23 protein-coding genes are annotated in these 23,394 nt (G+C 58.3%); 15 read left to right on the forward strand and 8 right to left on the reverse strand.

Annotation, left to right across the window (positions count from 1 at the left end; genetic code table 11):
* Positions 1-362: ribonucleotide-diphosphate reductase subunit beta (locus TU79_RS05460; RefSeq protein ID WP_178087838.1), on the forward strand; the 362-nt coding region annotated here is incomplete at its 5' end.
* Between the two features lie 46 nt (positions 363-408).
* Here TU79_RS05460 and TU79_RS25050 read toward each other — a convergent pair.
* From TU79_RS25050 to dcm, 4 genes are all read right to left on the reverse strand, one after another.
* Positions 409-846, reverse strand: coding sequence for a hypothetical protein (locus TU79_RS25050; protein WP_197675631.1), 438 nt, complete (start codon positions 844-846; stop codon positions 409-411).
* 85 nt (positions 847-931) lie between these two features.
* Positions 932-2,125 (reverse strand): type II restriction endonuclease, encoded by a 1,194-nt coding sequence (locus TU79_RS05470; RefSeq protein ID WP_057007071.1) that lies wholly within the window; start codon positions 2,123-2,125, stop codon positions 932-934.
* 44 nt (positions 2,126-2,169) lie between these two features.
* Positions 2,170-2,637 carry a very short patch repair endonuclease gene (locus TU79_RS25055; RefSeq protein WP_082638374.1) on the reverse strand — a complete coding sequence of 156 codons (468 nt, stop codon included), beginning with the start codon at positions 2,635-2,637 and terminating at the stop codon, positions 2,170-2,172.
* A gap of 65 nt (positions 2,638-2,702) precedes the next feature.
* Positions 2,703-4,115 (reverse strand): DNA (cytosine-5-)-methyltransferase, encoded by a 1,413-nt coding sequence (gene dcm / locus TU79_RS05475; RefSeq protein WP_057007072.1) that lies wholly within the window; start codon positions 4,113-4,115, stop codon positions 2,703-2,705.
* Between the two features lie 570 nt (positions 4,116-4,685).
* On the opposite strand from dcm, the gene TU79_RS05480 reads away from it, so the two are divergent.
* The 4 genes from TU79_RS05480 to TU79_RS05495 all read left to right on the forward strand — a co-directional run bounded on the left by TU79_RS05480 (position 4,686) and on the right by TU79_RS05495 (position 7,960).
* Positions 4,686-5,210 (forward strand): BRO-N domain-containing protein, encoded by a 525-nt coding sequence (locus tag TU79_RS05480; RefSeq protein ID WP_057007073.1) that lies wholly within the window; start codon positions 4,686-4,688, stop codon positions 5,208-5,210.
* A gap of 275 nt (positions 5,211-5,485) precedes the next feature.
* Positions 5,486-6,133, forward strand: a complete 648-nt coding sequence (locus TU79_RS05485; protein WP_003237904.1) for an HAD-IB family hydrolase — start codon at positions 5,486-5,488, stop codon at positions 6,131-6,133.
* Positions 6,134-6,518: 385 nt separating this feature from the next.
* The gene (locus tag TU79_RS05490; protein ID WP_057007074.1) at positions 6,519-7,472 is read left to right on the forward strand and encodes a hypothetical protein; all 954 of its coding nucleotides are present in this window, start codon (positions 6,519-6,521) and stop codon (positions 7,470-7,472) included.
* A gap of 107 nt (positions 7,473-7,579) precedes the next feature.
* The gene (locus TU79_RS05495) at positions 7,580-7,960 is read left to right on the forward strand and encodes a helix-turn-helix domain-containing protein (RefSeq protein WP_057007075.1); all 381 of its coding nucleotides are present in this window, start codon (positions 7,580-7,582) and stop codon (positions 7,958-7,960) included.
* Between the two features lie 213 nt (positions 7,961-8,173).
* Here TU79_RS05495 and TU79_RS05500 read toward each other — a convergent pair whose 3' ends face one another.
* The 3 genes from TU79_RS05500 to TU79_RS05510 form a co-directional block, all read right to left on the reverse strand.
* Positions 8,174-9,685 (reverse strand): amidase family protein, encoded by a 1,512-nt coding sequence (locus tag TU79_RS05500; RefSeq protein WP_057007076.1) that lies wholly within the window; start codon positions 9,683-9,685, stop codon positions 8,174-8,176.
* A gap of 130 nt (positions 9,686-9,815) precedes the next feature.
* The gene (locus TU79_RS05505; protein WP_231986869.1) at positions 9,816-10,577 is read right to left on the reverse strand and encodes a hypothetical protein; all 762 of its coding nucleotides are present in this window, start codon (positions 10,575-10,577) and stop codon (positions 9,816-9,818) included.
* Positions 10,578-10,647: 70 nt separating this feature from the next.
* Positions 10,648-11,688, reverse strand: a complete 1,041-nt coding sequence (locus TU79_RS05510; RefSeq protein ID WP_057007077.1) for an MBL fold metallo-hydrolase — start codon at positions 11,686-11,688, stop codon at positions 10,648-10,650.
* Between the two features lie 121 nt (positions 11,689-11,809).
* On the opposite strand from TU79_RS05510, the gene TU79_RS05515 reads away from it, so the two are divergent.
* From TU79_RS05515 to TU79_RS05525, 3 genes are all read left to right on the forward strand, one after another.
* Positions 11,810-12,448 (forward strand): TetR/AcrR family transcriptional regulator, encoded by a 639-nt coding sequence (locus tag TU79_RS05515; protein WP_057007078.1) that lies wholly within the window; start codon positions 11,810-11,812, stop codon positions 12,446-12,448.
* Positions 12,449-12,625: 177 nt separating this feature from the next.
* Entirely contained in the window at positions 12,626-13,684 is a 1,059-nt protein-coding gene (locus tag TU79_RS05520) for a diguanylate cyclase (protein ID WP_057007079.1), read from the forward strand.
* 257 nt (positions 13,685-13,941) lie between these two features.
* Complete coding sequence (locus tag TU79_RS05525; RefSeq protein ID WP_057007080.1) at positions 13,942-15,261, forward strand: methyl-accepting chemotaxis protein; 1,320 nt, start codon at positions 13,942-13,944, stop codon at positions 15,259-15,261.
* A gap of 167 nt (positions 15,262-15,428) precedes the next feature.
* On the opposite strand, the gene TU79_RS05530 is transcribed toward TU79_RS05525, so the two are convergent.
* Complete coding sequence (locus tag TU79_RS05530; protein ID WP_057007081.1) at positions 15,429-16,316, reverse strand: LysR family transcriptional regulator; 888 nt, start codon at positions 16,314-16,316, stop codon at positions 15,429-15,431.
* A gap of 80 nt (positions 16,317-16,396) precedes the next feature.
* Between TU79_RS05530 and TU79_RS05535 the strand changes: the two genes are divergently transcribed.
* The 7 genes from TU79_RS05535 to TU79_RS05565 all read left to right on the forward strand — a co-directional run bounded on the left by TU79_RS05535 (position 16,397) and on the right by TU79_RS05565 (position 23,381).
* A complete protein-coding gene (locus TU79_RS05535; RefSeq protein WP_057007082.1) occupies positions 16,397-17,104 on the forward strand; it encodes a CTP synthase C-terminal region-related (seleno)protein in 708 nt (235 codons plus the stop codon).
* Entirely contained in the window at positions 17,101-17,421 is a 321-nt protein-coding gene (locus tag TU79_RS05540) for an antibiotic biosynthesis monooxygenase family protein (protein WP_057007083.1), read from the forward strand. The genes TU79_RS05535 and TU79_RS05540 overlap by 4 nt, the downstream gene beginning before the upstream one ends.
* A gap of 177 nt (positions 17,422-17,598) precedes the next feature.
* A complete protein-coding gene (locus TU79_RS05545; protein WP_057007084.1) occupies positions 17,599-18,726 on the forward strand; it encodes a glycerophosphodiester phosphodiesterase family protein in 1,128 nt (375 codons plus the stop codon).
* Positions 18,727-18,815: 89 nt separating this feature from the next.
* Positions 18,816-19,130 (forward strand): PepSY domain-containing protein, encoded by a 315-nt coding sequence (locus TU79_RS05550; RefSeq protein WP_057007085.1) that lies wholly within the window; start codon positions 18,816-18,818, stop codon positions 19,128-19,130.
* 168 nt (positions 19,131-19,298) lie between these two features.
* Complete coding sequence (locus tag TU79_RS05555) at positions 19,299-20,471, forward strand: GAF domain-containing sensor histidine kinase (protein ID WP_057007086.1); 1,173 nt, start codon at positions 19,299-19,301, stop codon at positions 20,469-20,471.
* A gap of 100 nt (positions 20,472-20,571) precedes the next feature.
* Positions 20,572-21,594: a transporter gene (locus tag TU79_RS05560; protein ID WP_057007087.1), complete on the forward strand. Its 1,023-nt coding sequence runs from the start codon at positions 20,572-20,574 to the stop codon at positions 21,592-21,594.
* Positions 21,595-21,764: 170 nt separating this feature from the next.
* Entirely contained in the window at positions 21,765-23,381 is a 1,617-nt protein-coding gene (locus tag TU79_RS05565; protein WP_057007088.1) for an inorganic phosphate transporter, read from the forward strand.
* Positions 23,382-23,394 lie beyond the last annotated feature (13 nt).

Consider the following 23,394-nt stretch of genomic DNA (forward strand, 5'->3'; position numbering starts at 1 on the left):
TGCACCTGAACTTCGGTATCGACGTGATCAACCAGATCAAAATCGAAAACCCGCACCTGTGGGATGCCGAGATGAAGGAAGAAGCGACCCAGATGATTCTGCAGGGGACGCAGCTGGAGATTGAATATGCGCGGGATACCATGCCGCGTGGGGTGCTGGGGATGAATGCGGCGATGATGGAGGATTACCTCAAGTTCATTGCTAACCGTCGTTTGTCGCAGATTGGGTTGAAGGAAGAGTATCCAGGCACGACCAACCCGTTTCCGTGGATGAGCGAGATTATGGATTTGAAGAAAGAGAAAAACTTCTTTGAGACTCGGGTTATTGAATATCAGACTGGTGGTGCGTTGAGCTGGGATTGATTCAATCAATAATAAAAAGCCACCTAAAAGGTGGCTTTTATTAAAATCAAACCTTGGCCCAACCTCTATGAATAACATGGTCGGGCGCCTGTCTTTTAAGCAAAACAATATTGAGTTTGTCGTTAACGTCATAGCCGACAACAATATTATCACCCTCCTCCGCCTGCTTCATGACAATATTGGTTTCAAAGTAAAGCCGGTGCTCGGTACGAGAGGGGTGTGCCTCACGCGCGTCATACCAAGTTATACTTGCCCGGCAAGTTTCAGCTGAGCCTCGTACCGAGAACATTGCAGTTGCTGAAAACCGAGCATCTCCAAACAGGTCTTTAAGCTCTCTCACACCATTAAACTCATGCTGATTAGATCTATCAGGATCAGCTTCAACCGCTGTGAGTGTTTTAAGACATGAAACTTTAAATCTGACCGCTCCAAAATTCATAGCTAATCCTTGCCAATTTAAAAAAATAACTGAAAAAGCGGACACCTACAAAACTCCACCCAGCCTCATATCATAGGTTATCACAACACGAACACAAGAGCCATTACATGGCCACTATAAACCCATTATACTATCCAGCACCATGAGTGCGAACCAGATCAATAAACTCTTGAATATCCAACAACCAACCCCTCTGAGAATTCTTATATGTCTCCCTTAAACTGGAAGGCACTACAAGCTGCAAACCATGCTCTTTCATTTCAAAAGTCTGATGGGCGCTAATTGAAGGTTCAAGTGTTAGCAGATGTTTTGGGCGAATCCTTTCCGCTTCAGAAAGCACCTGCCTCCAACGATCCTTGCATGTAGATTTTGACGCCAGCATAAACAGTTGTTTCGCAGGGTAGAGCGAGTCGTGATATTGATCATAACCAGGAAACAAAAAATCAGCTGTTGACCGATGTTCCGTAACAACTTGCCTTTCAAACCTCAGCTCATTCGCGTGGAACACTGCCGCCAAGTGATGCTCCAACGCATGTCCAATACGTGATTTTCTTCGATTTTGTACACTTAACGAAAATTTCACAAAATGGTCTACGTCACCAAACCCGGAATCCAACTGCTCTTGAACTATTTTACGTTCGAGAGTGCGAAACAACATCTCCTCGTGTTCAATCCATTTGAGCAGAGCCAAATCTGGATCGCGTGCTGCAGAGACCTCGCAGGGACAAGTCGCTCTGGCAAACTCGCTAAAAACATGAGTTTTCGGAAAACTCGCACCAAACTTATTTAATATCGTATCTAGCCAGTTTTCATCATCCTGACGGACTTCGACACCCAACGCTTCCAAGATTACGGCTTCGACAATTGAAACTTTTCGTGAGTAATCAACCTCTTTTAGACCGAAGCCTTTTTCAGGTAAATCTGCGATTCCAAAAAGCCAGCGAAGCTGTTGCTCTACGGTTGAGTTGGCAGGCGTAAAAACTATCAAAAGTGTTTTATCTGGTCTAATGGCCACAAGACAGAAGTCGCCCTCACGAATTCGTTCGGAAACATCACTTTTTTTATAATAGAGCCTAAATTCAGGATTGCGGCCAGGCTGCGACAGCCTAGTATCATACCAAGTCATGGTACTACTAACCACGATAGGACTTTCCAATTCCTCATCAATGTATAAAACCATGCATTCAAAGGGAATCTTTTGAGAACCCGGATCCCCAAGCATTTGAGTGAAATTATTTGATCCTATTTCATGCTGCTTACCCACATCAACTTTTGTTAAATATTTAGCTCCCACGTCCGTGAAGATACCTCTCAAATCCCCCATATTCACGCCTCCTTATAAGCAGATAAAAATCCGGTAGTCCCTTGCTACGTCAGACCATTTTTTTGGCGTGGCGGCGTTGTAGGCCAAGTCATGAAATCCACATTCGACTCAATCATCTCTACGACTTCATGAAATTGCTCCTGAATACACTTCAAGCCGCATTCCCATACTACAATCACTCGCCAACCCATTAAGTTAAGTCGTGAAACATGAAGCTGATCTCGCGCCACATTCCCCACGAGCTTATCCTTCCAAAATTCCACTCTAGTAGCTGGCAGCTTTGAATAAAAACAATCTGAGTGCATATGCCAGAAGCATCCGTGCACAAAAATGACGAGCTTATACTTCGGAAGTACCAAATCTGGCTTACCTGGCAAGTCATTTCGATGAAGTCGAAAGCGGTATCCACGAAGATGGAGGTATCGACGGACTAAAAGCTCCGGCTTTGTATTCTTGCCTTTAATGCCCGCCATCATTCGAGAGCGAGTAGATCCGTTCACGACATCTATCATTTAGTAACGCCAGTTAATGCTCAAACAATGAAGCCATAACACAAATAAATCCATAAAATAACTTCTTAAACTTTTGACATTTCCATTAATTTTTTCTTCGCCTCTAGAATTCTGCCTTTCATTAACTTGGCAACCGCTTCAAATACCGGCACAGCTACAGAGTTACCAAATTGCCGATAAGCTTGGGTATCAGACACAGGTATAACAAAGTTACTTTCTCCGGGCTTATCGAACCCCATCAAGCGAGAGCACTCCTGAGGAGTAAGCCGACGTGGACGATTCATCTGATTGAGCTCATTATTAAAATCCAGACTTTCCAAAAACCCACGATCAACCAAAATTTCCGAGCCATCTTTGTGGTATCTCGCGGATAAAGTACGAGCCACATCGTTCGCGCGAGTTAGACCAAAACCAAAACCATTTCCCTTCTGCCGGTGCTTCTCTGCATATCTATAGAGATAGTCCCAGAGCTTCGGAGTAAGGACGTATTTATCGTCGACTTGTTTGTCAAGTAAATCACCAAAGCGAGGTCGTTGTTTCGGAATCAACTTGCTGATTTCACGCAGAGTAAAACCTTGGTGAACATCAAGATCACGACGAAAACCTACCAGCACAATTCGCTCACGATGCTGCGGTACAAAATGCTTCGCGTCGATGACCTTGGGATCTGAACCTTTAGGCGCGTTCACGTCCGCCACCTCATAACCCAGTTCGTCAAGCGCCTCACAAATGATCCGGAACGTATTACCCTTATCGTGACTTTTCAAATTCTTGACATTTTCAAGCAGAAAAGCTGCGGGCCGCTTTGCAGCTATAATCCTGGCAACGTCAAAAAACAGAGTACCTTGAGTCTCACATTCGAAGCCATGCTTACGGCCTAATGAGTTTTTCTTGGAGACACCAGCTAGAGAAAACGGCTGACAAGGAAAACCGGCCAGCAGGACATCATGGTCAGGAATCTCGCGATTAATATTTTTATATGCATCTTCATCGCTCACTTCGGGCTTGTCAGATTGGGTGATCGAACGAATATCTAGATTGAAACGATGGCGCTTCGGATCACAAAAGTGATTCGCCTTGTAGGTCTTTACGGCATATTTATTCCACTCAGAGGTGAATAAACATTCGCCACCGATAGCCTCAAATCCCTTCCTTATGCCTCCAATCCCTGCGAAAAGATCAATGAAGGTGAAGGATGGATTGTGGTTCAAACGTTTGGGTAGCAAAGCCTCCAGTCGAGTGAACTCGATGTGCGAGAGCGTTGGGGACGCCTTGCCCTTGATCCAACGGTTTATTGTTTCACGGCACCACTTGCTCGGACTGACGTCATTAAGAAATTCAGCAATCTGTCGTTGGTCAAAAATTTCCAGCAATTTATGAATCAACATTAGATCAGTAGTGGAGTGTGGGTCCACCTCGCTGGCGTCCGAACCCGCTCCGCCCCCCACTTCAAAATGGGATGTTTCAAAAAGATTCATTTGCGAAATTCCTCTGGGTCAAATCTGTGACGAATGGTCACCATTCTATCCCTTAAGCACCTAAAGTAAATGAATTCCTGCCGGTTCGAACGTCGGAGGAAACACGTAATGCGACCAATGCCCGCCCACCTCATCCATACACTATAACTGTATAGATGAACAGTAAACCTTCACCTTCTCGGACTGCGGATTAACCCTCACGTATTGATATTTTTGAGTTTTATAACTGGTTGACGCGAAATACCTATAGTCATACGCTCACCCCCCGAGCCTAAGAAACTCCAGAAACCAGAGCGGCCCTCCGCACCCGACAGCCATGCGGCTTTTTTTCGCCAGCGGTTTCTCAACGCCTGTGAAAAATCCCCGTTATGTCGGGAGTGGGCGAATACAAGACCCGAAAGGGAAATATGTCCGGCCCGTCTCTGGTGGGTTTCTTAGCTCCCGACACCCTAACGCATGCCCTAAGAAAGCAACCAGAGGTAACGGAAATGTCTGGATACTTTGCATCCACTGCGAAGCATGTTCGCAGCAGCACCATCTCTCAAACACGCTCCGGCCCGGAGGTGTGTCATGCATGAACCTATCGTTTTCACCCGCCACAATCTGCAACTGCACGCGCTGCTCCTGGAGAACCAGCCTTGGTTTTGTGCTCGCGACCTTGGCCGGCTGACTGGCCTCTACCTGGACGAGCGCAAAGTCAGCAAGCTGGATGAGGATCAACGACAAACGCTGGAAATCCGCTATCACGGACAGCCCGAGAACATGCTGATGATCAGCGAGTCCGGCGTGTATGCGTTACTGGTGTATCACTACGTGCCTGGGCATCGTCTGCTGCGGGCGTGGTTGACTCACCAGGTCGTGCCAACCTTGCGAGATGGGCAACAGTCACGGTCTACAGACCGCCCAATGCTGAGCTTGCTGGATTGGCCGGAGATGTCGCTGAGTCTGCTGCATTGGCAGGATGAAGGCTGGATTCGGTTGCGGGATATGCCGTATCTGCTGCTCAACAGGACTCGTCGACGCGTTCCACCGAGCAAGACTTGGCTGCAAAAGGTAGCTGAATATTTCCAATCTGCGGGTCATTCGACACGCTGAATCACCCAAGTGGTCCGTCCGAGCTGGCGTTCGGGCGGACCACCAACGCGCTCTTCCTGGTCCGCGCTGTAACAATGCCGGATACCTTCCGACGTTCATTCCTATGCGCGACCGGGTAAACTCCCTCGGATGATCACCAGCAGAAGAACAGCAACAGTCCCTTTGGCTGATCTGAATCGCATCACCGTTATCAGCCTGAACCCACACAATGGAGATCAGTCACAACGGTATGAGAACCCGCTCCACCTGATCAAGGACCACCCGTGAACCCAGACATGCTCGAAGCCGGCCCCGCTGACGCCAAAGTACTCTCTGTCTTTGACTTCGACGGCACCCTCACCCACCACGACAGTTTCGTGCCTTTTCTCAAGTTCGCTTTCGGCACGGGCGCGTTCTATGGCCGCATTGTGAAGCTGGCGGTACCGGGGCTGCGCTTTCTGGTGCGGCAGATCAGTCGGGATGAGTTGAAGGCGCAGTTGATCCGCACCTTTATGGCCGGGGTGGAGAAGACGTGGGTGCAGCGCAAGGCCGAGGAGTATTGCCAGCGCAATTGGGCGCGGTTGATGCGCCCGGCGGGTGTGTTGTCGGTGGAGCAGGAGTTGGGGTCGGGGGCGGTGGTGACGCTGTGTTCGGCGTCGCCGGCGTTGGTGTTGCAGCCATTTGCCGATCGGCTGGGGATCCGCTTGATCGGGACCGAGCTTGAGGTGGTGGACGGCGTGCTGACCGGCAAGCTCACGGGGAATAATTGCCGCTGCGAGAACAAGGTGCTGCGCCTTGAGGCGGTCTATGGGGACCTGGGGGCCTATCGGCTCAGGGCCTGGGGCGACACGCGCGGGGATCGCGAGTTGCTGGCGGCGGCGCAGGATGCGCATTTTCGGCATTTTCATGCGAAGAAGAAGCGGCGGCCGCGGTTGCAGCGTTGATGCGCAAGGTGGGGGCTAGCGGTGGACCGAAGCGATCCCATCGCTGCCCCGCCGGGGCTCGACAGCGCTTATCAAACACAAAATAACTTTTGATTTAAAACCTGAAATTCCAGGCAGCCACATTCCTGTGGCGAGCAGGCTTGTCCTGCGTTGGGCTGCGCAGCAGCCCCAAAAGCGTGCTCCGGGCAGCGTCAGGTACACCGTGTTTCCCTTGATCGGGGGCGCTGCGCACCCCAACGCGGGGCAAGCCCGCTCGCCCCATAGGCTCCAGTTTGCTGCGCGACAGCGTTAAGTCGAAGACTTGGCGGAGCCTCCCGCATTTTTGCTCTGCGTCAGTCTGATAGTTGCGTAGTATCGGGCTATCCCTCTCACGGACCCGAGCCCCATGAAGTTCGCTACGGCCTATAGCCTGAGTCTCGATGACAAGCTGTCGATCTACGACGTGCGGGACCTGAATTTCGACGAAACCGCCGCCTACGATTCCGACAAGGACAGCTTCCTGTGCCCCAACGATGCATGCCGGGCGGCGTTCGAGGTGGGCAATACGCTGGCCACGTTCAACGCGAAAAACGTCAACTACCTGCGCACGCCTCACTTCAAGAACAGGACCGGAACCCAGCATATCGACGGCTGTCGCTATGCCAGCCTGCACAAGGCCGCGAGCGGAGAAAGCGACGACACGCGCGAGGATAATTTCCCCTCGGAGTTTGTGTTGACCCGCCGCAGCTACCCGCGCAAAACGCCAGCGGCCGTCAGCCAGGGGCAGGCCTTGCCGGCGCCTGCGAACCCGCCCGCCAACCGCGTCAGCCTGCCCGTGAGTTCAAGCGACACCCCCCCGGACAAGACCAGCGTGTTCGCCCACCCGGTGGAATGCTACGTGTCGAACATCGACGACAAGGACCGGCTCAAGGCGATGCCGCTGAAGATCGGCGAGCACACCGCGACCTATTGGACGTTTTTCAAGAAGATCGAATACCTGCAGGACAACAAGGGCCTGATCTACTGGGGCAAGGTCAAGGCCATCAAGGACTACACCAGCAGCTTTCGCATCGACTTCGACAAGAAGGTGTGGCTCGATAAAAAGCCGTATTCGGTCAACGTGTACCTGAGCAAAAAACTCATCGAGAACTACCGCAAGCGCACGGCGTTCCTGGAGCAGATCAAGGCGGCGGCGAGCAGTGAGCGGGCGTTGTATTGCTTCTTCTACGGCGTGACGCCGGAGCTGAAACAGGTGCCGAGCAAAAAGAACCCCGAGCAGACGTTCGGGGTGTTCAGCGCGAATATCGAGAACCTGGATCATCTGATTATTCGGGAAGCGCCGGGGCTGCAGACGTTTTAAGCAGTCGCGCGTGGCGCACGGCGCATTTGCCCAGTAGATGAACGGCACAAAAAACTGTACAAAAAACCAGTATAGTTTGCCTTCCCGTCAAATCCTGGAGAAACCTCATGTCCTCTCTGGCAATGAGCTCGTTCGTAGACCAGCAGATCGTCCTGCACCAATTCACCGCCAAACACAGCGTACAGGCCCGTGCCATGCTGGGCTGGAGCCACGAAGACCTGGCCCGCCAGGCCGGGGTTTCGGTGGCGTCGGTGCAACAGTTTGAAAGTTGCGCGCAGGTGGACGATGAGGTGCGCCTGGCGCTGGCGTTTCGGTTGGAGGCTGAAGGCCTGGTGTTCTTCCCGGGGTTTGCGCCGGGGTGGGGGATGAGTGTGCGCCGGTTTGATACCGTCGCGACCGAGCCGGCCGCCCCAGGCATTCTTTCGCGGTTCATGAGTTCAACAGCGTCGTCAATTGACTCATCAACCCCTCAACCGAATGGTGCATAGTATCCAATCGAATAACCGGACACTTCGGCGGTTTCAACCCGCGTTCATGCCGACGAAAACTGCGCAGGCCGTGGTTGCTGCCATCGTAGCGCGCGGTCCAGGTCAGAAATGCCATGCTGTTTGCATGGCGGCTGCCGCCTTCCAATATCTGGTAACGGTAGCGCTGCATGGGCCCTGCAATTCCATAAACCCGCCACGCATTACGGCACGTGATCAATCGAGTGCTTGAGGCTTGGGACGGGTAGCGGCCTGTGATGCCTGTTCATAGCCATGTGCCACGGCGAGCAAGGTTGGCTCGGACCAGCGGGTGCCAAAAAAATAGGCACTGGTAGGCAGTCCGTTTTCGTCCGTGCCGGAAGGCACCGTGATGCCAGGGTATCCGGCAGTGGCGACGGCGAAGTAGCTGTTTGTCTCGAAATCCGCGACCACCGCGTCAAGCTTTTGCGCGTTGATCGGTTTATCTATCGTGCTGCGAAAATCCTGGAGTGTCTCGTCCCAAAGCGCCTTGCGTTGCTGCGGGGTCAGGGTGGATGCACTGACTTCCTTTAGCGCCGGCTGGTGCTCGGTATCCTTGCCGTCGCGATCTTCGTTGAACTTGATCAGTTCGGTAAGCGATCTCACCGGCAACCCCCGGCGCCCTGCCAGGTAGGCACCCAACTCTTCTTTTACATCCGAGTAGAGCAGTTCGCCATAACGTGAGCCGTCTGCCAGTCGCATGTTGATCGCAACCAATATCGCGCCTTTCTCGCCAAGCACTTCAAGCGCCCTGGCAAATTGCGCGCTGTTTTCCACCGCTTCAGGTTCACCGTTTACAGTAAACGTTGCCGGATAGCCGATGCGCTTGCCCTTCAACGCATCCGGAACCAGCAGCGCGGTGTAATCGATACCTTGCGGAGCGCCAACGCTTTGCGGGTCGCTCGTGTCAATGCCGGACATAGCGTTGAGCATCAACGCCGTGTCAAACACCGAGCGCCCTATTGGACCAGGCGTATCCTGGCGTTGGCTGGCCGGAATAATCCCTTGGCGGTTGAGCAGTCCCACACTGGGCTTGAGCCCCACCACGCCGTTCTTTGCCGCCGGCACGATGATCGATCCATTGGTTTCAGCGCCGACCGCCAGCGGTGCCAGCCCTGCCGTCACCGCAGCGGCAGAGCCGGAGCTGGAACCCCCGACGTCGGCCTCCGGGTGATGCGGGTTTAGGGTTTGCCCGCCCCGCGCACTCCAGCCATCGGGACCGCCGCGAAAACCGGCCAGTTCGGACATATTGGTCTTACCCAGGATCACCGCGCCCTGTTCGATGAGCCCGGCGACGATGGGTGCATTCTTGTCGGCAACCTCTCCCACCAGCCCAAAGGCGCCCGCACTGGTTTGCATGGTGTCAGTTTCGATCGTGTCCTTGAGCAAAACGGGAATGCCGTGCAGTGGTCCACGTACCTTGCCACTGGCCCGCTCAAGGTCCAGCGCGTGCGCGGTTTCCAATGCCTTCGGGTTGAGCTCGATGACCGAATGAAGCGTGGGATCCAGTTGCCCAATACGCGCCTGCAGGTGACTGATCAGATCAACCGAGGTCAGACCGCCTGGCCTGGCCATTTGCTCGCCCAATGCGCTGACACTCAGATACTCGGTGCCCGCCGGCGCAGGTTTGGGAACCGGGGCCGTTGAAGCCGCAATAAATTGCGCCACTCGCCCGACAATAGAACTCAAACCGAAAGCAATACCAACCATGATGCCTCTCCTGGGGTCAGAAATAACGAAGGATCAACGCTGATCCGTTCGCCAGTCTAAAAAAACCGCTCCTCCAAGGCCTTAGTACCCTTCACCTGCACAACGCAGGAGAATTCAACGGGCACCGTAATTACGCCGCACGCCCTTGCCGAAAAGCCCGCACCAGCAGACTCAACGAAGCGCGCGACCTGCGCGAGGCAAAAAACCAGAGCTGTGTGCCGTCTTCCAGCACTTCGCAGACACGAGGGTAATCGCTGGGGCTGTCGCCATGAAACGCTGCACGCCGGTCGTCCGACACCACCGCATCAAGCCGATAGTCCGCCATCAGTTCATCAATTTCATTGCGATTGCGCAGGCTGAAGTGGAGGCTGTCATCCGCTTGTTGCGCGTCCACTGCCACCCACTGCGCGCCGGCCTGGCGCAGGATGTCGAACGCTCTGCACAGGGCCGGGCTTTGTTGCGCGGGCTCTGTATGCTCGCCGCGCACATAACGGTCTACATAACCGATACGCCACCCCGCCAACAGTGGCGTAGCGGTGAACGTGGTGTTATTCAGCACCAGAGGCACCTCTACCATCACCGGCTCGGAAGGGTCGATACCACTCAACGCGACCAACGACAACGCAGGATCGCGTGCCGGCCTGATCATAGGGGCCACGGCGTTATAGCCGGGTATGAACACAGTGCCTTCGGCGTGTTCGTCACCGAAGATGATGCCGCTCAGGCAGCTTTCTCCAGCGTGGGAGTGACGCTTGGACGCCGCCAGGCCGACAGGCTCCGCCGATGCGAAGGACGAGGTCGGCCCCCGAAAATGCGTACCCAGTTGAACGTTTTTCCTACCGCCGTCATCCATCGAAGCAGACTCCCAGAGAGTAAAATTCCGGGCGATCATGCACTGTCCTCCAACGCTTGTGGCAGCGCTGAAACACCTTGAAAAGCCATTTCCGAAACGGCCCTTTACCTCAGTTGGAGACGTGCGCCTGAGCTTGCGCAGTCTCCACCTCCAGCCACCACGCGTGCCCGCGCTCCGGCTGGTTCAGGCTGAACGGCTGCCCCATTGCAGGCGTGGTAATCGACACGTTGTGCTCCCAGGCCAGGGCCATGATGCGGTCGAAGGGTTCGTGCCAGGCGTGGAAAGCGAGGTCGAATGTGCCGTTGTGAATCGGTAGCAGCCAGCGGCCCTTGAGGTCGATGTGGGCCTGCAGGGTTTGCTCCGGTTGCATGTGCACATGGGGCCAGTCGACGTTGTAGGCGCCGGTTTCCATCAGCGTCAGGTCGAACGGGCCGTATTGCTCGCCGATGCGTTTGAAACCGTCGAAATAGCCGGTGTCGCCACTGAAGAAAATGCGCCGCGCGGCATCGATCATTACCCAGGAACACCACAGAGTCTGGTTGCTATCAAACAGCCCGCGCCCGGAAAAGTGCTGGGCGGGCGTGGCGACGAAACGAATGCCCTCCACGTCCGCCCCTTCCCACCAGTCCAATTGCCGCACTTTGCCAGCGTCTACTCCCCACTTGACCAGGGTGTCGCCCACGCCGAGCGGTGCCAGAAAGTAACGGGTCTTGTCGGCCAGTTGGGTGACCGCCTTGCGGTCCAGATGGTCGTAATGGTTGTGGGACAGAATCACCGCCTCCAGCGGCGGCAGCGCGGCAAGGCTGATGGGCGGCTGATGAAACCGCTTGGGCCCGGCCCAACTGAACGGCGAGGCGCGCTCGGCAAACACCGGGTCGGTGAGCCAGAACTTGCCGCGCATCTTCAGCAACACGGTGGAATGCCCCAGGCGAAACACGCTGTGGTCGGGTGCGGCCAGCAGTTGCTCACGCGTCAAGGGTTGTACCGGGATCTGCCCCACTGGCCGGGTATTGCGCGGCTTGTGGAACAACATCTTCCAGAAGATGCCCAGGGTTTTGCCAAACCCGCCGTGGGGCACCCGAGTGCCGTTGTTGAATTGCCCCTGTGCCTGCTCGGCAGGCGCGGTGTCTTGGGTTGAAGTCGTGGCCATTACAACAAAGCTCCTGCGAACTGCGGGAAAATTACACTGCACAGTGTAGTTTCAAGATTGCAACAAAACCCGGAGCAAGTAAACTGCCGAGTGTAATTTCTCTCGGAGCCGAACGCCCGCCATGACTGCCCCCCAACGCCTCACCGACCGCAAGCGCGAAGCCATCGTGGTGGCGGCCATCGCCGAGTTTCGCGCCAACGGGTTCGAGGTCACCAGCATGGACAGGATCGCCGCCACCGCTGGCGTCTCCAAGCGCACGGTGTACAACCACTTTCCCAGCAAAGAGGAGCTGTTCGCCGAGATCCTCCATCAACTCTGGGCCAGCAGCGTCGCGCAACTCGACGTCAGCTACGCTGGCGACCGCCCGCTGCGTGAGCAACTGCGCGATTTGCTCGCCGCCAAGATGCAGATGATGGCGGACGCCAACTTCCTCGACCTGGCGCGTGTGGCCATCGCCGCCACCATCCATTCACCGGAGCGGGCGCAGGACATGGTCAACCGCCTGAGCATGCGTGAAGAAGGCTTTACCCAATGGGTGCGCGCCGCCCGGGACGATGGCCGGCTCAGTTGCAGCGACCCGGTCTTCGCCGCGCACCAGATCCAGAGCCTGCTCAAGTCCTTCGCGTTCTGGCCGCAGATCACCCTCGGCCAACCTACTCTGGGCGCGGCCGAACAGGCCCGCGTGATCGAGTCGGCCATCGATCTGTTCCTCGCGGGCTACGAAGTCCGCCCCGCTCACCTCACCGGCACTGTGCCATAAGCGACATACAAGGTCGCTTTTGGCGCATTCGTCACCGGGTTTGCGCAAATGGCCTCCAAGGCCACTGATTATTCCTTTACAAATAACTGACAATATTCCCGGGCATTATCCGATCAACGGTTGATCCAGCGAACGCGCGCCGCCGTACCTGTAAAAAATCAGCCGGGCCAGGAATTTATGGAAAACAGACGAGGCAAAGGACTTTCATTTGCCAGGCGTATCTACCAACCCAGGATTATCGGCCTGGCTGTTGGCTGCATCAGTGTCACTGGCGCTCTGTACCCGCTGGCCATGCCGGTCTGGGTGTGGGCGTTTCTGCTGGTCAACGGCTTGATATGGGGGCACTTGGCGTACCAGCTGTCTACCCGTTCGCAATTTCCCTACCAGGCTGAACAGCGCAACTTTCTGTACGACTCGGTGCTCGGCGGCTTCTGGGTCGCCGCCGCGCAGTTCACGCCGCTCACCACGGTGACCATCCTGTCGATGATCACCATGAACAATTTCGCGGCCGGCGGCAAACGTCTGTTCCTGCGCGGCGTGCTGGCCCAGGGCATGGGCATCGCAGTGGCGTGGTTGTTGTTCGGTGTGCGCTTCAATCCCGATGTGAGCCTGCTTCAGGTCTACAGCTGCCTGCCGATGCTGACGCTCTACCCCATGGCCATCGGTATGGTCTGCTACCAATTGGCGATCAAGCTGTCGGAACACAAACGCGCCCTCGGCGCCCTGAGCCGCACTGACAGCCTCACCGGCCTGCTCAACCATGGTTCCTGGAAAGACCTGCTGCACCTCAAGTTCCATGAGTGCCAGCAGCAGCGCAGCCAGGCCACCATTGCGCTGATCGATATCGACCACTTCAAGCAGATCAATGACACCCACGGCCATATCGTCGGCGATACGGTGCTGCGCGAGCTGAGCCTGGAGCTGCGACGCAAGCTGCGGGAAAACGACTTGGCCGGGCGTTACGGTGGCGACGAGTTCTGTGTGATTCTTCCGCAAATGCCGTTGGCCGAAGCCGCGCAGATCATGGAGTCCATGCGCAAGACCTTCAGCGATTACCGCCACCCGCAGATCCCCGAATTAAGGGTCAGCCTGAGCATCGGCCTGGCGAGTTTCGAGCCCTTTTTCACCGACGCCTCCCTCTGGTTGAACGCCGCGGACCGGGCGCTGTACGACGCCAAGGACACCGGACGCAACCGGGTCAGGGTGAGCGATCAGGTGATTGCACAGTTCGCCTGAAGTCGTCGTACGACACCTCGTCAGAATCTTCTTTCGTAGCACTGCAGCGGAAGCATAATGCCATCACCGGTCACCTTCCCAAAAAAGGTCCTGCCCCTGAGGCGAACTTGTTGTCAGGCTGATCACTCATAGACCCGTTCCACCTTCTGTCGGCATCAGGAAGTCGACAATGAGCACGTCCGCCGTAGGCCAAGCGCCAAACGGGGCAGGCGCCAATCCATGGATAACTCCCGACGTTGCTTGTCCGAGCACTGCACATGCTATTCAACGCCCACAAAAAAACCATCGCTGCGCTGCAACACACCCTTGCCCAGCAATCCAGCCTGCTCGACGCCATCGAGCGCTCCATGGCGGTGATCGAATTCGACCTGCAAGGCACCGTGCTGCGGGCCAACGCCAACTTTCTGCACACCATGGGCTACCGCGCCGAGCAGGTCGTCGGCCAGTCGCACCGCCTGTTCTGCACACCCGAATTTGCCCGCAGCGCGCAGTACAGCCAGCTGTGGAGCCAACTGCGCAATGGCCAGTTTCAGTCCGGAACCGTCGAGCGGCTGGGCAGCAACGGTCAGTCGGTGTGGCTGGAGGCCAGCTACAACCCGGTGCGCGATGACGCGGGCAATGTGATCAAAGTGGTGAAGTACGCCCTGGACGTGACCCCGCGCTTGCAGGCCGAAAGCGAGGCCAACGCCAAACTCGAAGCCATCGGCCGCGCCATGGCGGTGATCGAGTTCAACCTCGACGGCACCATCATCACCGCCAACGCGAACTTCCTCGCGCGCATGGGCTACAGCCTGGCGCAGATTCAGGGCAAGCATCACCGCCTGTTCTGCACCCAGGAGTCGGCCAACAGTGCGGCTTATGCCGATTTCTGGAAACGCCTGAACCAGGGCGAGCTGTTCAGCGGCCAGTTCGAGCGCATCGACAAAAACGGCCAGACCGTGTGGCTCGAGGCCAACTACAACCCGGTGTACGACGCCAGCGGGCGCCTGTGCAAGGTGGTGAAATTCGCCTCCGACATCACCGCCCGCGTGCAACAACATGCCGCCGACGCCGCGAGTGCGGCGCAGGCGTATCACATCTCCGTCAGCACCCGCGACATCGCGGAACAAGGCGCCGAGGTGATTCAGCAATCGGCCAGTGGCATGCGCGAAATTGCCGCGGACATCGACGGCTCGTCGCAACTGATCGCCAAACTGGGCGAGCGTTCGCAGCAGATCACCGCCATCGTCAACACCATTCGCGCGATTGCCGACCAGACCAACCTGCTGGCCCTCAATGCGGCCATCGAGGCGGCACGGGCCGGCGAACAGGGGCGCGGTTTTGCGGTGGTGGCCGATGAAGTCCGGCAACTGGCGGCCCGCACCAGCGGTTCGACCATGGAAATATCCGGCATGATCGCCATGATTCAGGAAGAGACCCGCCAGGCCATCGACAGCATGGACGGCACCCGCGACCGCGCAGCCCTTGGCGTGGACCTGGCCAACCGCGCCGGCACGGTGATTCTGCAGATTCGCCAGGGCACCAGCGAGGCGGTGCAGGCGGTGAGCGCGTTTGCGGGTGAGCGGGTCAGCAACTGAGCACTTGATGTGCTTGATCCGCCAAACGGTGCCTGATGTGGGAGGGGGCTTGCTCCTGGTCGCGGTGGGTCAGTGATTCCTGTGTTTGCTGATACACCGCGATCGGGAGCAAGCCCCCTCCCACATTTGAGCTTGCTCCCACATTGGGAATTGCTGCACTGCCTACCTCAGTTGGGCCTCGCTCCGGGCACGTGCTGCCCCAACTGCTCGAACAGCGTCACCACCGAACGCAATGCCCGGCAATCCGGGCGCGTCAACAGCCATAGCGCGGTATCGTGCCCTGCCAGCGCAGGGCCCAGGGGTTGCAGGTGCGCGTCCAGTAAAAAGTCCGGCAAGGCCGCCACCCCAAGCCCGGCTCGCACCAGTTCGGTCACCGACAGCATGCTGTTGCAGCGGTAACTGAGGCGCACACCCGGCAGGTGCTCGCGGCGCCAGGCCACGGTGGGGTGATCGGGCAGGAAATCATCCGGCGCGATCCAGTCCAGCTCGGCCAACGCGCGGCCCGCGTGCCGGCGCGCATAATCGGCGCTGGCACACACCCGATACGCCACGCTGCCCAGGTTGCGTCCTACCAGGTGCTGCGGCGGCGTGCGGGTCAGGCGCAGGGCAATGTCGGCATCGCGGCGGCTGAGGTTGGCAAAATCATTCGACGTGCTCAGCTCCAGCGTCAGCGCCGGGTAAGCCGGCATGAACTGCGCCAGCGCCGGCAGCAGCAGGCTTTGCAGCACGGAGTCGGTGCAGGTCAGGCGCACCGTGCCGCTGATCACTTCGCCGCCCTGCTCCACACCGATGCGCGCAGCTTCCAGGGCCTGCTCGGCACGTTCGGCCTGTTGCGCCAGGCTGCTCGCCAGGCCGGTGGGCAGGTAACCGGCGCGGCTTTTTTCAAACAGCGTCTGCCCCAGCGCCGCCTCCAGCCGCCGCACCGCGCGGAACACCGTGGACACATCCACCCGCAACAACGCCGCCGCCCGCGCCAGGCTGCCGCCGCGCACCAGCGCCAGGATCAGGGAAAGGTCGGTGTAGTCGATTTGATAGTGCGTGGCTGCATTGAGCATGTGGGCAAACGCCAATTTTGATTGCGTGAGCGCCAATCTATAGTGCGTTTCAGGACACAACAAGCCATGGGATGCCTCTGATGAAAACCACTGCTCTGCACATCGCCCTGATCGGCGACTACAACCCGGATGTGATCGCGCACCAGGCGATCCCGCTCGCGCTGCAACAGGCCGCCCAGGCCCTGGGCCTGACGGTGCACGTCGAATGGCTGGCCACCGACACGCTCACCTCCACGGCCCTGTTACAGGGTTTCGACGGGTTCTGGTGCGTCCCCGCCAGCCCCTACCGCGACACGCAAGGCGCTTTGCGCGCGGTGCGTTTTGCCCGCGAACAGCAGCGCCCTTTCCTCGGCACCTGCGGCGGTTTTCAGCACGCGGTGCTCGAATATGCCCGCCATGTACTGGGCTGGGCCGATGCCGAACACGGTGAACTGGCGCCGGATGCCCAGCGTGCGGTGATTACTCCGCTTGGCTGCGCGTTGGTGGAGGCGATCGACACCATACGTTTGGTCCCCCACACCCGCATCGCCGATGCCTACGGCCAACTGGATCTCGAAGAAGGCTACCGCTGCCGCTACGGCATCAACCCCGCCTTCGAAAGTGCATTGCTGGAAGGCGATCTGATTGCCAGCGGCCACGACGCCGCCGGCGAGCCGCGCGCCGTCGAACTGCTGAACCACCCGTTCTTCGTCGCCACGCTGTTCCAGCCCGAACGCGCGGCGCTCACAGGCACCACGCCGCCCCTGGCGATGGCGCTGCTCAAGGCCTGCCAGGCGCTGGCGACATGATTGCCAACACACCCGCGCCGCCTTACTACGCGGTGATTTTCAGCTCACTGCGCAGCGAGGGGGACCCGGGTTATGGCCAGGCAGCCCTGCGCATGCTGGAACTGGCCCGCGAACAACCGGGGTTCCTGGGCGTGGAATCGGCGCGCGAGGACGGGCTGGGGATTACGGTGTCGTATTGGCGCAGCGAAGCGGCAATTCTGGCGTGGAAGCACCACGCCGAGCACACGCAGGTACGCGAGCAAGGACGCGCCAGCTGGTATTCGGCGTTTCATACGCGCGTGTGCAAGGTCGAAAGGGCTTACGCCTTTTCAGTCTGAAATGCATCCATCTGTGGGAGGGGGCTTGCTCCCTCCCACAATTTGATCTTCACCGGGTCAAGAAAGACCATAAAACACCCCCCGCGCACGTTAATGTCGGTTTGGTGATAGCGCCGTTCACAATCACTTGTTAAAAAGGAAGCCTTCTCAAGTTACCTCCACGAAAGGACTTCGCTTATGCCTGTCACGTTTTCCAAGAGCGCTTTGCTGCTCGCACTGATGCTCGGTCTTGGCCAGGCGCAGGCAGCCGACTCGATCAGCCCGGCCGAGTTGGCGACAAACGAAGGCATCCCCTACCCGGCCGTCATCGCCCACCGCGGGGCTTCTTACGATGCCCCCGAATCCACCGCCGCTGCCTACAAGGTCGCGCGCGACCTGGGCGCCGACTACCTGGAAATGGACCTGCAGCGCAGCAAGGACGGCGTGCTGTTCGCCCTGCACGACAACAACCTGCAGCGCACCACCGACGTGGCCACCAAGTTCCCCGAGCGCAAAGACGCGCCGGCCAACGAGTTCACCTGGAAAGAACTGCAAACCCTCGACGCCGGCAGCTGGTTCAACGCCGCTTACCCGGACCGCGCCCGCCCGGGCTTCGTTGGCCTGAAAATCCAGAGCCTGGACGACATCATCAAGATCGCCGAAGGCAACCCGCAGCACAAACCCGGCCTGTACATCGAGACCAAGGAGCCCAAGCAATTCCCGGGCATCGAAGCCGACCTCAAAACCAAACTGCTGGACAAGGGCTGGCTGAGTTCCGCCGGCTCCAAACTGGGCAAGAGCAACACCGGCGTCGGCCAGGGCAAGGGCCGCGTAGTGCTGCAAACCTTCGAGGTGTCGAGCCTCAAAGAGCTGCAAAAGGAAATGCCGAACACGCCGAAAATCCTGCTGCTGTGGGTGGGTGAAGGCAGCATTGAGCCCAAATCCAAACAGACCTTCGCCGAATCCGGCGAGCCGACCAAGGCCGCCTACTACGCCAAGCAAGCGCCGAAAGACGCCGCCGAGTTCGAAAAATGGGTCGATCAGGCCAAGGACCTTGGCGCCATTGGCACCGGCCCTTCGGCCGAGCTGACCCATCACGGTGACCAGAGCTACACCGACCTGGTGAAACCGGAAATGAACAAGCTGACCCACGACAAAGGCCTGCTGGTGCACGTCTACACCGTCGATGAGCCGGTGGATTTCGAAAAAGTGATGAACGCCGGCGTTGATGGCATCTTCACCAACCGCGCGGCCGAGCTGCTGAAGTTCTACAAGCGCTGGCCGTCGTCCAGCGTGCAGGACCTGCTCAACGACTATAAATACTGAGGAATTGGTGTCAGTGAGCCATTAAGGATGAATTAAGTTGCGCTGGTTAATCTGGCGCCACTCAAACAGTTCACCCAAGAGGACACACCATGAAAACTTTGACTGCCCTGTTCGCTGCCACCGCCTTGACCCTGACTGCCGGTCTGGCCCAGGCGGATGTTCGTCCGGATCACATTGAAGGCCTGGTCAAGTCCGGCGCCGTGATGCCTTTCGACAAGCTCAACGCAGCAGCCGTGGCTACTCACCCTGGCGCTTCGATCACCGACACGGAGCTGGACACCAAACACGGCGTCGCCAACCAGTATGTCTACGAAGTGGACCTGACCGACACCACCGGCAAGCGCTTTGAAGTAAAGCTCGACGCCAAGACCGGTGCCGTACTGGAAAACAAGCAAGACACCTGAGTCAAATCCTGAAAAAACCGCGCCACCTTCGGGTGGCGCGGTTTTTTATGGGCGCAGGAAAATTCCTACTTTATTAAATGAAACTACCCCCACCACACCCAAGGTCGTTAAAATCCCCCGCATCGGGCAGGGAACCACGCCCTTCACGCTGCGCACAGAGGCTGCTGCATGGAACAAAAAGCTGCCGACATCGCCACCATTGGCCGGATCAGCGCCGTGCCCGCGATGCTTCAGGTCATCAGTGACATGACCGGCCTGCGCTTCGCTGCGGTGGCCAGGGTGACTGACGACACCTGGACCGCCTGCGCGGTGCGCGACGAACTGGAATTCGGCCTGGCGGTCGGCGGTGAGCTGGACCTGACCACCACCATCTGCCACGAAATTCGCGGTTCCCATGTGTCCGTGGTGATCGACAAGGCCAGTGAAGACCCGCTTTATCACGACCATCACACGCCGCGTATCTACCAGTTCGAAAGCTATATTTCGGTGCCGGTGTTCCGCACCGACGGGCGGTTTTTCGGCACGATCTGCGCCCTTGACCCCAACCCCGCCAACCTGCGCAACAGCACGATCCAATCCACCATGGAGTCGTTTGCGCGGGTACTGTCGCTGCAGATCGAAGCCGAAGAAACCCTGCAACACACCGAAGCGCAACTGCACGAAGAACGTGGCACCGCAGAGCTGCGCGAGCAGTTTATCGCGGTGCTCGGCCATGACCTGCGCAACCCCTTGTTCGCCATCAACTTCAGCGCCGAGCGCCTGCTGCGCAAGCATTCGTCAGCGGCCACCGACCCGCTGGTGCGGCACATTCTTACCAGCGGCCGGCGTGCCGCGCAGTTGGTCGAAGACGTGCTGGATTTTGCCCGAGGCCGCATGGGCAGCGGGATTGCGCTGCACCTGAGCGCTTGCGAAGGATTGCAGAGCGCCCTGCAACACGTGGTGTCCGAACTACAGAGCGTGCATCCCACGCGGGTGATTCGCGCCGATATTGGCGACCTGCGTGGGGTCCGCGGCGACCGCGAACGCCTGGCGCAGTTACTGTCGAACCTGGTGGCCAACGCCATCCATCACGGGCGCCATGAGGGACCTGTGGAGGTCACGGCGAAGATCGAGCATGGTCTCTTTACGCTCACGGTAAAAAACGCCGGGCAGATCAGCCAGCAGGCATTGCCCCTCCTGTTTGAGCCGTACGCGCGCCCCGTCACCGACGCCCCGCAAACAGGTTTGGGCCTGGGGTTGTATATCGTCAAGCAAATTGCCGATGCCCACGGCGGGGATCTGGAGGTATCGACCTGCGAGCATTCGGGGACGCGCTTCACCTTCATGCTGGAGACGCGCTGAGCAAGTTTTCAAAGCGTCACAAAATCGTCATCCAGCCTTGCAATGATTCGCGCATGCGAACCTGTGAAACGTCCTACAGGCGCTTTCCCTGCGAGACTCCATGAACCACAGCATTGATCACAGCCACCAGGACCCCGACCTGTTTGGCCTGCTTTACGGTTTTCGTTTTCGCCCCGGTGAAAAGGGCGAGCAGATCGACTCCGCCACCGCCCTGCAGGCCCTGCAACAACCCGCCGACCCGGACGAGTTTCTGTGGTTGCACCTGAACCTGGCCCACGCCGCGTGCGAACGCTGGATGCAGGCGCACCTGGACTTGCCCGAGGAATTCTTCGAAGCCCTGCACGAAGGCTCGCGCTCCACGCGTATCGAACATGTGGACTCGGCCTTGCTGGCGGTGGTCAACGATGTGGTGTTCAACTTCAGCAGCCTGGTGTCGTCGGACATTTCCACCTTGTGGGTGTGCGCCCGCAGCCGTCTGCTGGTGAGCGCGCGCCTGCAACCGCTGCACTCGGTGGACAAGCTGCGCTCCTCGGTCAAGGCCGGTGAGGGCTTTCGCTCGCCGCTGGCGCTGCTGGTGCATTTGCTGCGCGACCAGGGCGAAGTGCTGACACAGATCGTGCGCAAGACCAGCATCAGCGTCGACCATATCGAAGACCAGTTGCTGTCCTCGCAACTGGCCACCAACCGCGCCGAACTCGGCGCCGCGCGCCGCGTGCTGGTGCGCCTGCAACGCCTGCTGGCGCTGGAACCGGGCTCGCTGCTGCGCCTGCTCAACCGCCCGCCGCAATGGCTGCAAAAGGAAGACGTGAAAGAGTTGCGCAAATCCACCGAGGAGTTCGCGCTGATCATCAACGACCTTACGGCCCTGGGCGAGCGCATCAAGCTGTTGCAGGAAGAAATCGCCGCCAACCTCAACGAGCAGAGCAACCGCACGCTGTTCACCCTCACCGTGGTCACGGTGCTGGCGTTGCCGATCAACATCATCGCCGGTTTCTTCGGCATGAACGTGGGCGGCGTACCGCTCTCCCAGGACCCGGAAGGCTTCTGGATCCTCGTGGCGCTGGTGGCCACCTTCACCTTGATCGCCGGGCGCTGGGCGTTCCGCAAGCGCAAGGACTACTGATTGCAATGCAATCAACTGTGGGAGGGGGCTTGCTCCCTCCCACATGGGTTTGGCAGTGAGTTCTGGACAAGTGGCACTTTCATTCGCGTGAACACTGACCTGTTGCAGCATCTCTGTAACATTTTGTAATGATCATGGGCAGCATCCTTCATCACACAGGATGCTCCGGCATGGCCACCCCTTCACTGACTGCCTCTACCACCGCCTCACACACCGACCCCAAACCTCGGCTGGACAAGAAACCCGGCCTGATCACCGTGATCATGTTTTTCGCCGTGCTTGCCATGGGCCTGCTGTTCACCGCCTATAGCCTGATGCATGACATGAAGGAGATGGGCGCCGTTGTCACCACCTGGACGCCATTCCTGCTGCTGGGCGTGGCGTTGTTGATTGCGCTGGGTTTCGAATTCGTCAACGGCTTCCATGACACCGCCAACGCGGTCGCAACGGTGATCTACACCAACTCGCTGCCGCCGCACTTTGCGGTGGTGTGGTCGGGGTTCTTCAACTTTCTCGGCGTATTGCTTTCCAGCGGCGCGGTGGCGTTCGGCATCATTGCCCTGCTGCCGGTCGAGCTGATTTTGCAGGTGGGTTCATCGGCCGGCTTTGCGATGATCTTCGCCCTGCTGATCGCCGCCATCCTGTGGAACCTCGGCACTTGGTGGCTGGGTTTGCCGGCCTCGTCTTCCCACACCCTGATCGGCTCGATCATCGGCGTCGGCGTGGCGAATGCCTTGATGCACGGGCGTGACGGCAGCAGCGGCGTGGATTGGGGCCAAGCGATCAAGATCGGCTACGCACTGCTGCTTTCGCCGCTGATCGGCTTCGGCTTTGCCGCCCTGCTGTTGCTGGCCCTGCGCGCCTTCGTCAAGAATCGCGCGCTGTACAAGGCGCCCAAGGGCGACGCCCCGCCGCCATGGTGGATTCGCGGCATGCTGATCGTCACCTGCACCGGCGTGTCGTTTGCCCACGGCTCCAACGACGGGCAGAAAGGCATGGGCCTGATCATGCTGATCCTGGTCGGCACCCTGCCGATGGCCTATGCCCTCAACCGCGCCATGCCTGTCGAACAGTCGTTGCAGTTCGCGGCGGTGGCTGAGGTGACCCAGGCGGCGCTGGTGAAAAGCGCGCCACAGACGCTGCCCGGCGACCCGCGCCCGATCCTCTCTACCTACGTGCGCACCAAGGAACCCACCGCAGACCTGGTGCCGGCGCTGGCCGCCCTCACCGGACACATCGGTAACGAAGTAAAAGGCTACGGCTCCCTCGCCAAAGTCCCCGCCGAAGCGGTCGGCAACGTGCGTAACGACATGTACCTGACCAGCGAAACCATTCGCCTGATGGACAAGGACAAGGTCGGCAACTTCGACGCCGATACCCAAGACAAGCTGCAACTGTTCAAACAGCAGCTCGACAACTCCACGCGCTTTATTCCGCTGTGGGTGAAGATCGCCGTGGCCATCGCGCTGGGCCTGGGCACCATGGTCGGCTGGAAGCGCATCGTGGTGACGGTGGGCGAGAAGATCGGCAAGACCCACCTCACTTACGCCCAGGGCGCGTCGGCGGAAATGGTCGCGATGCTGACCATTGGTGCGGCCGATATGTATGGGTTGCCGGTGTCGACCACCCACGTGTTGTCATCGGGCGTGGCGGGCACGATGGTGGCCAATGGCGGTGGGTTGCAGATGCGCACCATCCGTAACCTGCTGATGGCCTGGGTGCTGACGTTGCCAGCGGCAATTCTGCTGTCGGGCAGCCTGTACTGGCTGTTCACCCAACTGTTCTGAGCTGGCACTGTTC

Origin of the sequence: Pseudomonas trivialis (genome assembly GCF_001439805.1) — a bacterium.
Classification (GTDB): domain Bacteria; phylum Pseudomonadota; class Gammaproteobacteria; order Pseudomonadales; family Pseudomonadaceae; genus Aquipseudomonas; species Aquipseudomonas trivialis.

What these genes read in the sequence shown, in the direction of transcription:
- TU79_RS05480 (WP_057007073.1), top strand. Translation starts at nt 4,686, where the DNA reads ATGCATGAACCTATCGTTTTCACCCGCCACAATCTGCAACTGCACGCG.
- TU79_RS05515 (WP_057007078.1), top strand. Translation starts at nt 11,810, where the DNA reads ATGACTGCCCCCCAACGCCTCACCGACCGCAAGCGCGAAGCCATCGTG.
- TU79_RS05510 (WP_057007077.1), bottom strand. Translation starts at nt 11,688, where the DNA reads ATGGCCACGACTTCAACCCAAGACACCGCGCCTGCCGAGCAGGCACAG.
- TU79_RS05520 (WP_057007079.1), top strand. Translation starts at nt 12,626, where the DNA reads ATGGAAAACAGACGAGGCAAAGGACTTTCATTTGCCAGGCGTATCTAC.
- TU79_RS05495 (WP_057007075.1), top strand. Translation starts at nt 7,580, where the DNA reads ATGTCCTCTCTGGCAATGAGCTCGTTCGTAGACCAGCAGATCGTCCTG.
- TU79_RS05565 (WP_057007088.1), top strand. Translation starts at nt 21,765, where the DNA reads ATGGCCACCCCTTCACTGACTGCCTCTACCACCGCCTCACACACCGAC.
- TU79_RS05545 (WP_057007084.1), top strand. Translation starts at nt 17,599, where the DNA reads ATGCCTGTCACGTTTTCCAAGAGCGCTTTGCTGCTCGCACTGATGCTC.
- TU79_RS25055 (WP_082638374.1), bottom strand. Translation starts at nt 2,637, where the DNA reads ATGATAGATGTCGTGAACGGATCTACTCGCTCTCGAATGATGGCGGGC.
- TU79_RS05535 (WP_057007082.1), top strand. Translation starts at nt 16,397, where the DNA reads ATGAAAACCACTGCTCTGCACATCGCCCTGATCGGCGACTACAACCCG.
- TU79_RS05470 (WP_057007071.1), bottom strand. Translation starts at nt 2,125, where the DNA reads ATGGGGGATTTGAGAGGTATCTTCACGGACGTGGGAGCTAAATATTTA.
- TU79_RS05550 (WP_057007085.1), top strand. Translation starts at nt 18,816, where the DNA reads ATGAAAACTTTGACTGCCCTGTTCGCTGCCACCGCCTTGACCCTGACT.
- TU79_RS05525 (WP_057007080.1), top strand. Translation starts at nt 13,942, where the DNA reads ATGCTATTCAACGCCCACAAAAAAACCATCGCTGCGCTGCAACACACC.
- TU79_RS05490 (WP_057007074.1), top strand. Translation starts at nt 6,519, where the DNA reads ATGAAGTTCGCTACGGCCTATAGCCTGAGTCTCGATGACAAGCTGTCG.
- dcm (WP_057007072.1), bottom strand. Translation starts at nt 4,115, where the DNA reads ATGAATCTTTTTGAAACATCCCATTTTGAAGTGGGGGGCGGAGCGGGT.
- TU79_RS05540 (WP_057007083.1), top strand. Translation starts at nt 17,101, where the DNA reads ATGATTGCCAACACACCCGCGCCGCCTTACTACGCGGTGATTTTCAGC.
- TU79_RS05560 (WP_057007087.1), top strand. Translation starts at nt 20,572, where the DNA reads ATGAACCACAGCATTGATCACAGCCACCAGGACCCCGACCTGTTTGGC.
- TU79_RS05530 (WP_057007081.1), bottom strand. Translation starts at nt 16,316, where the DNA reads ATGCTCAATGCAGCCACGCACTATCAAATCGACTACACCGACCTTTCC.
- TU79_RS05555 (WP_057007086.1), top strand. Translation starts at nt 19,299, where the DNA reads ATGGAACAAAAAGCTGCCGACATCGCCACCATTGGCCGGATCAGCGCC.
- TU79_RS05500 (WP_057007076.1), bottom strand. Translation starts at nt 9,685, where the DNA reads ATGGTTGGTATTGCTTTCGGTTTGAGTTCTATTGTCGGGCGAGTGGCG.
- TU79_RS05485 (WP_003237904.1), top strand. Translation starts at nt 5,486, where the DNA reads ATGCTCGAAGCCGGCCCCGCTGACGCCAAAGTACTCTCTGTCTTTGAC.
- TU79_RS05505 (WP_231986869.1), bottom strand. Translation starts at nt 10,577, where the DNA reads ATGATCGCCCGGAATTTTACTCTCTGGGAGTCTGCTTCGATGGATGAC.